Source organism: Flavobacterium sp. ASV13, assembly GCF_000745775.1.
In the GTDB taxonomy this organism is placed as follows: domain Bacteria; phylum Bacteroidota; class Bacteroidia; order Flavobacteriales; family Flavobacteriaceae; genus Flavobacterium.
The window spans coordinates 196,229-211,207 of the sequence record NZ_JQJY01000002.1; the positions used below are offsets into that span (position 1 = coordinate 196,229).

9 protein-coding genes are annotated in these 14,979 nt (G+C 33.3%); 3 read left to right on the forward strand and 6 right to left on the reverse strand.

The window, feature by feature from the left end; all coding sequences use genetic code 11:
- Nucleotides 1-62: 62 nt before the first annotated feature.
- Together GQ47_RS04625 and GQ47_RS04630 are read right to left on the reverse strand one after the other, a co-directional pair.
- Nucleotides 63-248, reverse strand: a complete 186-nt coding sequence (locus GQ47_RS04625) for a hypothetical protein (RefSeq protein WP_035645618.1) — start codon at nucleotides 246-248, stop codon at nucleotides 63-65.
- A gap of 525 nt (nucleotides 249-773) precedes the next feature.
- Nucleotides 774-3,620 carry a TonB-dependent receptor plug domain-containing protein gene (locus GQ47_RS04630; protein WP_035645619.1) on the reverse strand — a complete coding sequence of 949 codons (2,847 nt, stop codon included), beginning with the start codon at nucleotides 3,618-3,620 and terminating at the stop codon, nucleotides 774-776.
- Between the two features lie 530 nt (nucleotides 3,621-4,150).
- Between GQ47_RS04630 and metK the strand changes: the two genes are divergently transcribed.
- The gene (gene metK / locus GQ47_RS04635) at nucleotides 4,151-5,401 is read left to right on the forward strand and encodes a methionine adenosyltransferase (protein ID WP_035645622.1); all 1,251 of its coding nucleotides are present in this window, start codon (nucleotides 4,151-4,153) and stop codon (nucleotides 5,399-5,401) included.
- A 72-nt stretch (nucleotides 5,402-5,473) separates the two neighbouring features.
- Here metK and GQ47_RS04640 read toward each other — a convergent pair whose 3' ends face one another.
- The 4 genes from GQ47_RS04640 to GQ47_RS04655 all read right to left on the reverse strand — a co-directional run bounded on the left by GQ47_RS04640 (nucleotide 5,474) and on the right by GQ47_RS04655 (nucleotide 13,183).
- Nucleotides 5,474-6,940 (reverse strand): M28 family metallopeptidase, encoded by a 1,467-nt coding sequence (locus GQ47_RS04640; protein ID WP_035645623.1) that lies wholly within the window; start codon nucleotides 6,938-6,940, stop codon nucleotides 5,474-5,476.
- Between the two features lie 267 nt (nucleotides 6,941-7,207).
- Nucleotides 7,208-9,457, reverse strand: a complete 2,250-nt coding sequence (locus GQ47_RS04645) for a hypothetical protein (RefSeq protein WP_035645624.1) — start codon at nucleotides 9,455-9,457, stop codon at nucleotides 7,208-7,210.
- 92 nt (nucleotides 9,458-9,549) lie between these two features.
- Entirely contained in the window at nucleotides 9,550-12,204 is a 2,655-nt protein-coding gene (locus tag GQ47_RS04650) for a carboxypeptidase-like regulatory domain-containing protein (RefSeq protein WP_035646803.1), read from the reverse strand.
- 64 nt (nucleotides 12,205-12,268) lie between these two features.
- Complete coding sequence (locus tag GQ47_RS04655; RefSeq protein WP_035646805.1) at nucleotides 12,269-13,183, reverse strand: GLPGLI family protein; 915 nt, start codon at nucleotides 13,181-13,183, stop codon at nucleotides 12,269-12,271.
- A gap of 235 nt (nucleotides 13,184-13,418) precedes the next feature.
- Here GQ47_RS04655 and GQ47_RS04660 point away from each other — a divergent pair, with 235 nt between their 5' ends.
- Both GQ47_RS04660 and GQ47_RS04665 read left to right on the forward strand, forming a co-directional pair.
- Nucleotides 13,419-14,234: a hypothetical protein gene (locus GQ47_RS04660; protein ID WP_035645626.1), complete on the forward strand. Its 816-nt coding sequence runs from the start codon at nucleotides 13,419-13,421 to the stop codon at nucleotides 14,232-14,234.
- The gene (locus tag GQ47_RS04665; RefSeq protein ID WP_035645628.1) at nucleotides 14,234-14,848 is read left to right on the forward strand and encodes a deoxynucleoside kinase; all 615 of its coding nucleotides are present in this window, start codon (nucleotides 14,234-14,236) and stop codon (nucleotides 14,846-14,848) included. Before GQ47_RS04660 ends, GQ47_RS04665 begins: the two co-directional genes overlap by 1 nt.
- Nucleotides 14,849-14,979: the final 131 nt, after the last annotated feature.

The window sequence follows — 14,979 nt, forward strand, 5'->3', positions numbered from 1 at the left end:
AATATTGTTGATACTATATATTATATTGATATTGTTTTTTTGAAATTGATGCTGAAACTCCTTTAAACAAAAAAGCTTTCTTGTTCTTCGAGATCATACATTTGGAATAATAATGATCTTTGGGCTTTTATCTTCTGCTCTGCATTTATTCGTACAACTTCTCTACTTATATCTTCTGATTTATTATTATTTTTCTGAGAATCGTTTCTCAATAAATACTCTATTGCGATTGAATTTAGTGTTTTCATAATTTGAAAATTTAAGTGTTGAAATTAAAAAAGCCCTTTCGGATGGCTACCAAAAGGGCTTTTAGTTCTAACTAAAACCAAGATTTAACTTTTACTTTTGGCAACAGCAAATTGGGATGCACATTTGCATCATCTGACAACACATCACCATATTATTTGCTATTGTTTTCATTTATATAATAATTGAATTGTTTCTTTTTTAAACTCGACTAATTCGATAGAGTAAATGTAATATTTATTTATTTAACAGCCAAATAAAATTTTGATATTTAACGTTAAAATTTTATTTGGCCACGTAAATACTGACTTCCCTTTTAAAAATTGGCCACAGATTATACTGATTAAACCGATTATGACAGGTTTTCTCTTTTATTTAATGTAATACTGAACCTATGTATTATCAAAACCATTTATAAGTTGAAAAATTTAGCCACTCCCGATAGCTATCGGGATAAAAAGATTACATTGATTTTAAAAATCAGTGCTAATTCATTTAATCAGTAAAATCTGTGGCCTATATTTTTTTTAGAATTTAAAGCTCAAACGTGCAAAACCAAATCTTCCGTTCAGTCCAAATTGCGATACTGCTCTTGAATATGCAAACTGATTTGCATTGCTTAAATCTGTACTTGGTGCCGGAGACAACGTTGGAGTTGTATTTGTAAAGGCCGGAGTTGCTGGATTATTTCTGTCCGGATAAACATCTCCTATATTATTAAACCCAATTGTTGCTCTAAAATGTTCGTTGATTTGATATCCTAAAGATAAATCTGTAACTAATTTTGCGCTGTATTCCGGGTGCTCATACACAGATGAAAATCCATCTAAATTCACATCAGTCGCTCCTGGATCTGTCACTTTTCCAAAATAGCTGTTTCTTAAATAAATGTCCAGTTTCTTAATACTGAAAGTTGTCATTAAGTTCGCTTTCAATCTCGGAATTGCTTCTTCTAAATACACTCTGCTTGACTCCGGAAAAAATGAATATTTATAAGGTTCACCACCTGCATCAATAATAGATTGCGGTACATTTAAATCTCCTACTCTTTTCGTTTCATTGTAGCTTAAAGCCAAATCATTTCTGATAATAAAATCTGGAATAACATCATATTTCTGAGAAATTACCAAATCAATTCCTTTTGTTTCAGAGTTGATTCCATTCGTCCAAAATGACGCTCTTTCAACTCCTTTTGTGTCAAATGCTTGTTGGAATAAAGTCAGTGCTTCCGCTTGTTCAGGACTTGTAGCTGCAGCAATTTGAGCATCTGTTGGTCTAGAATATTGACCAGTCAAAACGATTCTGTCGTCGATTCTTGTAAAATAAGCATCTGTTGCAATTGTTATGTTTGCCTCCGGAATTTTAAATGTAAATCCTGTACTGATGCTTTTTGATTTTTCAGGTTTTAGGTTTTCAACACCAATACTTTTTGCTGCTTCTGAATCATTTGTAAAATAACCCACCTGATATGGCGATCCATTTATAAATTGAGTCGAACTTGATTCAAAATATTTTTGCTGTAATGATGGCGCTCTAAAACCAGTTTGTCCAGAAATTCTCCAGTTGATATTTTCATTCAGTTTTAAAAGAGACGCTAATTTGAAAATAGTTGTGCTTCCAAAATCAGAATAATTTTCATAACGCAATGCTCCATTTACAAGCCATTTTTCTGTTACATTTAATTCCAAATCAAGATATGCTGCGCCACTATTTCTATTTTTTTCTTTCGCATCTGATGGTTGAAACCCTGAAAATCCCTGCGCCCCTGCTCCACGTTTGTTCCCAAAAAAGTCGGTAACAATTAATGGCGAATTACTTGGCAGAATTCCCGAAACCAAAGCTCCATTTACATCATACAAACCATAAGAAGCTTCTTCTCCTTGTTTTATTTGGTAATTTTCATATCTAAATTCCCCTCCGAAAGCAACATTCAAACCAGCAAGAACATCATATTTTCTGGTAAAATCTAAATTGGTTGTACTTTGCAAAAACGAAACTTTTCCTGCATCAAAACTAAAAGGAGAATTGGTTCCCAAAGTTGCATTTATGGTATTGTTTACATCATATTGAAAAGAATTTGTTCCGAGGTTCGTGCTGAAATCAGTATCAAATCCGAATAATTCTGTATTCACTCCAACGGCAGCAGAAGCATCTAAAATCTTTGACTCAATTTCTGGCAGAAATCCGTTTTGATACACCTGAGTAAAAGTTCCTGAACCATTTGGAAGTCTGTTGAAAGCATATGATTTCCCATTTCTATACGATATCCCTCCAAAAGAATAAAGAGAAGTCGTTTCTGTCAAAGGATATTTTGCATTATAATAAGCCTGACCCGATGCCAATTCTGACTGTCCAACGCTCATATTATAATCACTTCTCTGCTGACCTCTGTATTGAAGCTCATTATTGGTTACATCAAAATTCAATGCTGTCTGCATTTGTGCAATTGTTGTTGCGCCCGCGATTGCATTTTGCTGAGCAGTAGTAAAATAGCCTACCTGTGGTGCATATTGTTTTAAAGAGCTTAAAATTTGCGCCGAATTTGGAGTTGAGTTAATATTACTGAATAGCGAGTTGATTTGAACACCGTTTTGTGCAGCTCTATTTTCAACGGCATTGTAAGCGTTAAAAATAGCATTACTTCTAATGCCGGCTCTGCTTGTTGCTTCTCTAGTTACGGCACTTGCCGTAACATTTAGGAAACTTCCAGGTTTTCCTAATGAAGTTCCGTAATTTAAATCAACTTGCAGTGTTTGCCCATCAGCTCCGCCTTTGAAATCATTAGATCCAGAAGATAAATTAGCTCCGTACTGAATTCCGCCCGAAATAAAATTAGCATTCTTTTTAAGAACAATATTAATTACTCCCGCAATTGCATCAGAACCATATTGTGCAGCTGCTCCATCTCTTAAAACTTCGATTCGGTCAATTGCAAAAGATGGTATAGCGTTTAAATCTGTACCAACAGAACCTCTTCCTGGTGAACCATTTATATTTACCAAAGCACTTGTATGTCTTCGTTTTCCGTTCACTAAAATCAAAACCTGATCGGGTCCCAATCCTCTTAATTGAGCCGGATCAACGTGATCTGTTGCATCTGCCGTTGATGTAGGATTACTAGTAAATGACGGTGCAACATAATTTAAAATTTGAGTTACGCTTGTTTGCGGCGCTCCTTTTGTAATTTCAGTAATACTAAAAACATCAACGGGAACCGGAACATCCGTTTTTACTCTGTTTTTACTTCTAGATCCCACAATCGTAACTTCTGATAATTCATTATTTTTTAGCGTATCCTGCTCAGTTTTGTTTTCCTGTGCATAAATTCCTGAAAATGTCAAGATACTTAAAAAGGCTAGTACATTTTTTTTCATTTCTTTTTACTGGATTAGTTAATGTTTTGGCTTAAAAAAATTAAAGTTTTTCATTTTGAGCAAAAAAAAACCTCTGCGACCTGCAGAGGTTTCTATATCTATTTTTGAAAAAAAATTACAACAGAGTCTCTGCGGAAAGTTCCGGCATCATACAAGACATCATATTACAAACTGTTAATTTCATTTGTTTCTGTTATTTTAACGAGGCAAAGTTGCGAACTATTTTTCAACTAGCCAAACAAAAAGCAAAATATTTTCTATTACCCTATCAAACTAATATACTTCTGTTAAATTTCTCTTTAAAAAAATAAAAAAAGTTGAACTTTAATTTGCAAATCAAAATGGTTTTATACCTTTGCACCCGAATACAGAGGAAAAATTTGAACTGATTGCAACCTCTTCATAATGAAATGGTTCGTTATGAGTGCCGGGAGATTAATTTCGGCAGTAAAAAATGCTAAAGCAGAAACTCTCCTTTAGCCCTTTTTAGCAATTATTTTCCTCGCTTAATTTTAATTTAATACATTATTATGGCTTATTTATTTACGTCAGAATCTGTTAGTGAAGGGCATCCAGACAAAGTTGCAGATCAAATTTCGGATGCATTAATTGACAACTTTTTGGCATTTGACGCTGATTCAAAAGTAGCTTGTGAAACATTAGTTACAACAGGTCAGGTTATTTTAGCAGGTGAAGTAAAATCGAATACTTATCTTGATGTTCAGCAAATTGCACGTGAGGTAATCCGTAAAATTGGATATACTAAAAGTGAATATATGTTTGAAGCGAATTCTTGTGGAATTCTTTCAGCAATTCACGAGCAGTCTGCAGACATTAATCAAGGTGTTGACAGAGCTAAGCCAGAAGAGCAAGGTGCAGGAGATCAAGGAATGATGTTTGGTTACGCTACAAACGAAACGGAAAACTTCATGCCATTGGCACTTGATTTATCTCACAAATTATTACAAGAGTTAGCTATTTTAAGACGTGAAAACAAAGAAATCACGTACTTACGTCCAGATGCTAAATCTCAGGTAACTTTAGAATACAGCGACGATAACAAACCAACTCGTATTGACGCGATTGTTATCTCAACTCAACATGATGATTTTGATGAAGAAGCTACAATGTTAGCTAAAATCAAAAAAGATATTATCGAAATTCTTATTCCAAGAATTATCGCTAAAAACCCAGAACACGCACATTTATTCAACGATAAAATCAACTACCATATTAACCCAACAGGAAAATTCGTTATTGGAGGACCTCACGGAGATACTGGTTTAACAGGAAGAAAAATTATTGTTGATACTTACGGTGGAAAAGGTGCTCACGGTGGTGGTGCATTCTCTGGAAAAGATCCAAGTAAAGTAGATAGAAGTGCTGCTTATGCAACTCGTCATATCGCTAAAAACTTAGTTGCTGCAGGTGTTGCTGATGAAATCTTAGTTCAGGTTTCTTACGCAATTGGAGTTGCTGAGCCAATGGGTATTTTCATTGAAACTTATGGAACTTCTAAAGTAAACTTAACTAACGGTGAAATCGCTAAAAAAGTAGAAGCTATCTTTGATATGCGTCCTTACTTTATCGAGCAACGTTTGAAATTAAGAAACCCTATCTATAGCGAAACTGCTGCTTACGGACACATGGGACGCAAACCAGAAACTGTAACTAAAACTTTCTCTGCTCCAGGTGGAAATGAAAAAACAGTTACTGTTGAATTGTTTACATGGGAAAAACTTGATTTTGTTGACCAAGTTAAAGCTGCATTCGGATTGTAATTCAATCTAAATCTTAAACATAAAAAAACCCGATTTCAAATTTGAAATCGGGTTTTTTATTTTATTATGAACTTATCTTTCTAATTGTACATTTGGCAATGTTTTCGGGCGATTAGCATCGTTTGACAAAATCCATCCTGTGCGGTACATCCATTCTGTCATTTTACGGAGTTTCACGTAATCAATATTTTCAGATTCATCCATTGGCGTGTGATATTGACTGTGAAGTACGCTTGTAAAGAAAACCGAAGGAATCCCTTTTCTCGCATAAGGCAAATGATCGGAACGGAAGTAAAAATACTCTGGATGTTCCGGTCTGTCCCAAAGTTTATCCAAATCAAATTTTGGCCCTTCATCATTTGCTTTTTTCGCAATTGCTACCAAATCAGATGAATTTTCGTGAGGAGAACTAGAACCTAGCAATGCTGCTTGATTTACATTATTTCTTCCAATCATATCTCCATTTAAAACTGCTACGATATCTTTTTCTGGAACAGTAGGATGCGCTGCATACCATCTTGAACCTAACAAACCACGTTCTTCAGAACCATGAAATACAAATAAAGCGGTTCTTTTTCCTGGTTGTTTTTTATATGCTCTTGCAATTGCCAACATCGCTACGCAGGTACTTGCATTATCATCTGCTCCATTATAAATAGAATCCTGACCGTATTTTTGACGTACTCCGTCATGATCTTGATGTCCACTGAAAAGTACATATTCATTTTTCAATTTAGGATCTGTTCCGGCAATTGTACCCACAACATTTACTGAAGGATATTTGTATGTTTCAGAAACCACTTCAGTTGACAAAATATCTTTAGTGGTTTTTAAATATTCCAATTGATCTCCGTGTACCCAAAAAACTGGCATTGTTGCTCCAATTTTATCACGGAAACCTTCAATTCCGTAAATACCTCTTGTCATTTGTGGTTCAACTTGAGACCAGCTTTGTTCAGCTAATTCATCAGCAACCATAATAAGCGCTACAGCACCTTTTTTTACAACAAGATCGTAGTATTTGTTTCGAACTAAACCAGGATATCTTCTGTCAAAAAGCGAAATATCATCTGCAATTCCTTCTTTTGAAGCCAATAAAACAACTGCTTTTCCTTTAATGTCGGCTTTTTCAATTTCTTCTTTTGTTGCCGCTCCTAAATAAACTAATGAACCTTCAACCTTTATGTTAGTCGTTTCTGCAACCAAAACTTCTTTCCATAATTTATATTCTTTTTGGCCAATTTTAAACTTTGTATTTGGCGTTACCTGATGCCTGTATAAATCAAAAAACTGAAAATACGTTCCGTCGTCACCCGCTGGAGCCATTCCGGCTTCTTTAGCTTTATTGGCAAGCCACATTGAAACTTTTAATTCGTCAAGCGTTCCAGCTTCACGGCCGTTAAAGTGGTCGCCCGCCATTTGATACATATCGGTTCTAAGATCTTTATCAGTTATTGCCGCAACTAATGGTTTTTTAACTGCCTGAGCAAAAGTCATTGCTCCAGAGGCAAGTAAACCAAGGATCATTTTGTTTTTCATACTTTTTAATTTTATAATCCAAACTTAATCATTTCGAGGCAAAATCTTTGATTTTTTAACATCAAAAACAGCGAATAGCAACGATTAATAAACAAAAATGGCCGTCAATACAGACAGCCATTGCATTTTTCACAAGTATTAATATTTTATGGCACACGGATAATACAGATTTAAACCGATGAAAACGGATTTTTATATTAAATCAGCGAAAATCCGTTTAATCCGCGTTATCTGTGCGCTTGATTTAGTTATTTTACTTGTAAAACCTTAATAGGTTCCGTTTTGCATTTTGGTCAAAGTTTCCTGAATATCAGTTGCTGTTTCAGGCTCCGTAACCGTATTCAAATATTTAACTGCCAAAGTCTGTGTTTCAATCGCCTTTTGTTTCTGACCGTCTTTATAATACAATTGCGCCAAAGTATCTAAATAGTAAGGGTTGTTCTTGGTCACAACTAAACTATATTCAGACCATTTAATAGCTTCTTTTAAAAAATTAGCATTTTGTGGTTGCAACACAACTGACCATGCAGCATTATTACAAAGATTTGAATGATAATCTTTAAAAGAATTCCATCCATCATAAGCATATGACGAAGATGAATCTAAAGCCGAAAACATTGCATCTAATTTTTCAATTGGACTCGATGACGCTAAATTAGAATCAAAATAGGTACTGAACTCTTTTAAGAAATCGATGTTTGAAGCAGTTGCATCTTCTGCATTGTTTAAATATTGGAAATAATTACTGTACGATTCAAAATTTCCTTTTCCTAAAGCAATGATCTTTTTATAAACCGAAATGTTCTTATCCTTATTTATATCTGAAGAAGATTTCTCCTGAGCAATATAACTGTTAGCCTGTAATGCTGCAGAAATTTCAGAAATCACAATCCCTAAATTATGAACTTCGCCTTCCTTATTATTAAAATCTAAACGATTCTCTTCAATTTTATCTGCATACTTTAAAAGGTAATCGATAGAAAGAAAGTCAGTATCATTCAAAACTCGATCTTCATTAAAAAGTTGTTTCGTAAAACCTTGATTTTTGATTTCTCTTAAAATAGTCTCAACCAAATACATATCTGGTTTTGAATCTTTTTGATGCGATTCGATCAAGTTTTTCCAAGTTTGAGCAACTTCTTTTTTATCTGATGAAATTTTGGTCAGTACAAATTCTGTAGAATTAGCAACTTCTGCTCCAGAATCTGAATCGTAATCGTATGAAATTTCCAAAACCGCAGCTCTATTAAATGCTCTGATCAAATCTGCATCCGTCGCTTTTTTATTTTTGAATGTCTTATTTATGTATACAAAAGCATTCGCTCGCTGGAGTTTTTTATATAAATCACCATAATATCCAAACTGGTAACTCTTGTCTGATAAATCAGATTTTGCCGATGCCAAAATATCTCCCTCACCATTTAAAACCAATATGATTGGATCATTTGTTATCTTATTGTTTTTAAGCCATTTTTTATCATCGGCTCCAGCTAAATAATAATTATAAACATCATATACAGGATTATATGCATCATACATATTATAAGCTATTTGCGTTTTCTGATCTTTTACAAAGGCATCAAAACTTTCTTTCCCAACAGTTTTATTTGCGTTAGAATAAAATACCAAAAATTTCAGTTTAGCTTCTTTTGTTGCTGATAAAGCACTTTTTAAATTATTCTCGATTTTGAGTTTAAAATCGTATTGTAAAGGAACTGCAGGAGGAGCAACAGCATAATCAACTACAGCAGCGCTATCCACTACCGCGGCAGCTGGATCAAATTCTTCAATTGGAGAAATTGTTTCTTTGCCTGGATAAGTCCAATTAGAAATTATTTGACTTTCAAGAGGAATTACTTTTTTTTCCTTTACAGGCTGTGGGTCTTTTTCGTTTAAAAATACCAAAGGATCTTTACCGGCAGGCTCCGAAATTTTCAATTCATTTGTTTTTCTGTCAAAAAAACCGCCAATTTTCAAATCACCCAATGGCGCAAAATCATAAGTGACCGTTACTTCAGAAACATCTTTTGGCAAAGCATATTTACAAACATTGCTTTTTCCATCATAATCCTCATAAACCAAATACAAGTAATTTGTTTTTTCGATTCCAAATTCTAAATCAGTTTTTTCCCAATTTGGATCTATTTTGGTTTTGATGTCTGATAATCTTTGATAAACAACATCTTCAGTCCCATTTTGAGTTCCGATATAAAAGGAATAATAAGACGAGTCTGGAAACTTGATTTTAACTTTTTTTGCCTTTTTATCGGTTGCAAAAGCAAGATTAAAATTACTTTCTGATTTTTCTTTTTGAATAAAAATTAAAGAATCGCCTTTAATTTCATAATTACCCGTATAAAAAACCAGCTCATATTTATTATCATCTAATAAATTCAGTTTGATTTTTCCGCCTTTATTTGTAGATAAATAAGTTCCTTTTTCTATTCCTTTCACTTGACAAAATGAATAGGAAATTCCTGTAATCACGAGTAATACACTCCACACAAACTTGCGCATGACTATTTTTTTTGCTGTTAATAATTTCAAGCAAAGATATTCGATTCTTATCGAAACAAGTCATTAAAATTGATGATTTAGCAATTAAAATACTACAAATTATATTTCATTGAAAATATGATGTAACGAGGCTGGACAGTGTATTGTGAAACTCGTGTAGAAAACTGTGAAAAACTGTCATCATTCAAATATGTTGTATTTAAAATGTTCGTTGCCGAAATTTTATATTCCCATTTGCTGTCCTTTTTTTGGTAAACCAAACTGGCGCTTAAAAAATCATATTCATTATCTACCGTTTTGTTTCCATTATAATAATGGTAGAATTCATATTCCGAAACAAATGAAAAACTGTTCCAGAAATAATAATCTAATCTTGCAAAAGGTTTGTCAGTATAATAAGTCGAACCGCTGTATTGATTAATTAAGGCATTATATCCAAGTTCTAAATTTGGTAAGTTTTTATAATTTGTCGCTGCTTTTACAGTATAACTCTGGACAAAACTTTCTGTTGTTGCCAAAACATTATTCTGAATATTATTGAATTTCGACCAATTCAGACTTACTGTTGCTGATGCTTTATAATTTTTCAAGAAAGAACGTCCGTAACTTCCCATTCCGCTTAAAGTCTCATCGGCTAAATTAGAATTGTAAGGAACTGATGATTGGTTGATTCCATCAAAATTTGCCTTTGTTTTTATGGCGTCAACTTTTTTAGTGTATGTTGCGTTGGCAAAAATATTTTCAAAATTGAACATATTGTATTTAAAATAACGAAGCGAATGTACTTGTGAAGTTGCATTTTCCAAGAAACGGTTTCCTCTGAACAAACTGCTGTAATCAGACAAAACATAACCTGCCGCCAATTGATTTATATCTGTAAAATCATTTGACAAAGAGAAGTTATACGTCAACGTTTCCGATTTTTTGATTTGATATAAAGCAAAGAAATCAGGAAGTACTTTGGTAAAACTTTGAGAATAATCTGTTCCCAGTTGCCCGTTTGTCATTTGATAGGTATGCAAACTTACTCCTGGTGTCAACGTAAATTTTCCTGTCAGGATTTTATAATGAAATCCAATAAAAGCATCATTAAATCTATAATCAACATCATTATTGTTTTCTGCGGCATTTAAGTCATTTTTATTGCCATTATCGAGCATCTGAAAAATATGCGAATTAAAATTTTGGTAGGAATACGTATTTCCTAAAGTAACATTGAAATTGCTTTTTGGCGTTACCATATAATAGTAATCCAGTTTTGCATCTAATTTATTTGTTTTCACAAAACGATCCTGATTCAAATCATTTCGGTTTTGTCCTGAAATATATCCGGCCAAATCAAAAGGTTGCGAACGCAGGTTGGCATTATAAAACGGATTTTCGTCCTGATACAAATGTTGTGCCTCAAAAGCAAAAATGTTTTTGTCGCTTTGCGTATAATACAAGCTCAAATTCTGATTTACTGAAGTTGGATCTTGTTTCTTTTGAGTCAAGATAGTTTCAACTGTCGAAACATTATTCACCACCGATTCTCGAAGCAAATCGGTATCTTCATTTTGTTTTGACAACTTGGTTAAGATGTCGTAATCGAACTGAAATTTATCACTTGGTTTGTAACTCGAACTCAATTTAAAAAGTCCCAAGTTATTTTTTTGATGCGTCATTTCATCACGTTTCTGCTGATCGCCAGAATCTAAAATCGTAGTTTTTGATTTGGTTTCTAAATCTGTTTTTGAAACCGAAAGAATTCCGAAACCGCTAATATTCCAGGCTTTTGTGGGATTGTAAGAGAAATTCGTCGCGCCGAATTTAGTTTCAATTTCCTTAGCCCGATTGTTTCTCAAAACTGAAATTCCTAAATCATTTGACGAAACATTAAAATTACTTCCGCCTTTTTTCATCATGTTTTTGAAACCTCCGGTGAATTTGAAATAATCCTGCACCGTCAGTGGCAATTCACCAATATTATTAAAATTGGTAATTAAATTAATACTGTATTTTGGACTGTAATAAAATAATTTTGGATTAATTATATAACGGCTATCGAGCTCTGCAACGCCTACCCCGGCAGTAACATCTCCAAACCAAAAGTTCTTTTTACCCGATTTCAATTTGATGTTCATAGCCACATTATCCTGATCATTTTCTAGACCTTTCAATTGGCTTACTTCATTATAATTTCTTAAAACCTGAACTTTATCAATAGCATCGGCAGGAATGTTTTTAACACCAAGTTTGGTATCTCCGTCAAAAAAATCTTTCCCTTCCACCATCAATTTGCTAACTTTTTTCCCTTCAACTTCAATTTCTCCATCGGCATTTACCTCAACGCCAGGCAATTTTTTCAAAACATCTTCCAGCTTTTTTTCTGTTCCCGATTTAAAAGAATCGGCATTGTAAACAATTGTGTCTCCTTTTATAGAAACCGGCATTTCGCGTACGATTTCAACACCTTCAAGTTCTATTCCGGCGCCGTCCATAACAATATTCTGAACAATATTTTCTGTATTGGTAGAAATTGCTATTTCTTTAGATTTCATTCCCAGATAACTTATTTTAACGGTGTAAGAAGTATTTGGCTTCAAAGTCAGCTGGAATTTCCCTTTGTCATTTGTAATCCCGTAAGAATCCATTGCTTTGGTTCCGTTGTTTACAGCCATGATATTAGCCATTTCCAACGGATTTTTTTGTTCGTCCTGAATAACGCCGTCAAAACGGACACTTTGAGCAAAAGATATCGAGGTCATTAAAAAAATGACAAAAAAAAGTATATTTTTCATGGAGAAAATCTAAAAGATGATGTGCTTACAATTATCGTCTGATCAATACAGGACCACCGCCAGGACCACCTTCACGACCGCGGTTCATTTCTCTAAACTCTTCCATTTTTTTGATTACGGTTTCGTCGTAATCTTTCTGAGAAATAGTTTTTCCTTTTGTAGGCGCTTTTATTTCGACTTTATCTTTGGCATTCAAAACAATTTTAGAACATAAAATAGTTGTTCTTCCGTCATTTACTTCCAGAATCAAACCAGGCAGACCCCAATAATTTTCTGGCCCTTGGTTAACTGGAATTTCCGGAGAATACCAAGCAGTTATAATAATTTCTTTAGGAATTTCGAAGTTATCCTGAAAGTTCGTTTTAGTTTCGCCCGAAGTTTTCTTTACATCATCTTTTTTCTCTTCAGGTTTTTTATCATCAGCATTTTTTGGTCTGAAATTTCTAAAATCAGTTTTGCTGGCTTCTTTTACCGCTGTTGCTTTATAACAAGTATAACCACCAATTATTTTGGTTTCAGATTCCATTTTCCAGTTAAGTTTTGGCAAAGAATCAACCACCAAAAACTCTTTCCCCATAAATTCTTTGTCAACCGTATATGATTTGCTTTTTACATTTTTATAAAAAGTACCTCCGCCTCCCATGAAGGAATTCATCATAATACGCATTCCTCCTCCTTGTTGTCCAGGAGTTTCTAGTTTTTCTTCTTCTTTATATATAGAAGCCGATTTATCAAAATTTAAAACAAAAGTCTTTTCAAGCATTTTTTTCATTCGCTCTTCCATGTTTTTTTGCATTTCGGGCGTAATATCTCTATTGGCACGCATTCCATCCATTTTTGGAGCCTGCGTTTTTGACTCATAAACGGCCATTCCCTGAAAATCTTTTTGCGCCTGCATTTGAGTAAACACAAGCATTAAAGACATATAAAAAATCACTTTTTTCATTTTCATTTTATTTTAAATTGGGCAAATCGTATAAAACTTACACTCAAATGTATTATTATTTTTAAAATACCAAAAATATAATATATCAATGCTTTGAAGGCATAGACAGAATGCGCTATTTTTTAGACTATTACGATTGAAAAAGGTTTAAATGGCAAAATCATCAAAATCTCTTCTTTTTAAACTTTTATCGTAAGGTTTTTTGTAATTTGGCACGACCGAAACCCAAAAAATCATGACTAAAACAGCAATAAATATTTTATTTTTCCTTTTAATTGCTGTTATTCCCACTGTTCTTTCGGCACAAAATCCAAAAATAAATGCAACCCAAATTTCTCATTTAAACAATACTGCTGATGAATATTTAGGCCAAGATTCATTCGGATTTAGTTATCAGATTAGCAACAATGTTTTTAGTAAATTTAAAGGAAGTGAAGTTTTTGAATACAAAAATGTTTCTTTAGGAAGAATCACAAAAACTGACTTGCAGAATCCGCTAAAAATAGTTTTGTATTATGAAGATTTCAATACTGTTGTTTTATTAGATAACCAATTAAATAAAATTACCGAAATCAATTTTTCATTAAATGCAACTCCAATTGTCGTGAGCGCCATCGGAATGTCGACTCAAAATCAATTATGGATTTACAATGCCCTTAATCAACAAATTGGGTTGTTTGATTATTTAAAAAATGAATACAAAACGGTTTCTATTCCATTAACAGAACCTATAAAACATTATCAGACAGATTTCAACACTTTTTATTGGATCGATAAAAAAAACAATTGGTTTTCCTGTGATATTTTCGGAAAAATCACAAGTCTTGGAAATGTTTCGGATTTTGATAAAATTGAAATAATTGATGCTCAAAAGTACATTTTCAGCAAAGGTAACCAGTTGTATTTAAGAGAGATTAGTAAAGAGAAAATAGCTATAATTTCTGAAATTGAAATTTTAGAAAAATCGTTTGACAATTTCTATTATAAAGACCAAATTTTATCTATTTTTACAGCTAAAGAAATTGTAAATTATAAAATCGTAACACCGTAATGCACATAGCAATAGCAGGAAATATCGGCGCAGGAAAAACCACCTTGACCAAATTATTAGCCAAACATTTTAAATGGGAGCCTCATTATGAAGATGTGGTTGATAATCCGTATTTAGACGATTTTTATCACCAAATGGAACGTTGGTCATTTAATTTACAAATCTATTTCTTAAATAGCCGTTTCCGTCAGGTGCTTCAAATTCGCGAAAGTGGCAAAAAAATCATTCAGGATAGAACGATTTATGAAGATGCTTATATTTTTGCTCCCAATTTATACTCAATGGGTTTGATGACAAGCCGTGATTTTGAAAACTATACTTCTTTATTCGAATTGATGGAATCTTTAGTAAAGGCTCCGGATTTATTGATTTATTTAAGAAGTTCTATTCCAAATCTTGTTGGGCAAATCCACAAACGCGGACGCGAATACGAAAACTCAATTTCGATTGATTATTTAAGCCGTTTGAACGAAAGATACGAAGCCTGGATTCAGACTTATACCAAAGGAAAATTATTGATTATTGACGTTGATAATATTAATTTTGTTGACAATCCTGAAGATTTAGGAAACATTATTAATAGAATTGATGCTGAATTAAACGGATTGTTTTAAAAACAGATTTCATAGATTTATACGAAATACAAAATGCCTCTAAAAAATTTTAGAGGCATTTTTATTTAAAAATTTTCCTACTTTTGCGATAGTTAAATAAATTTCCCTATTTGGGAAAAAACCAATATATT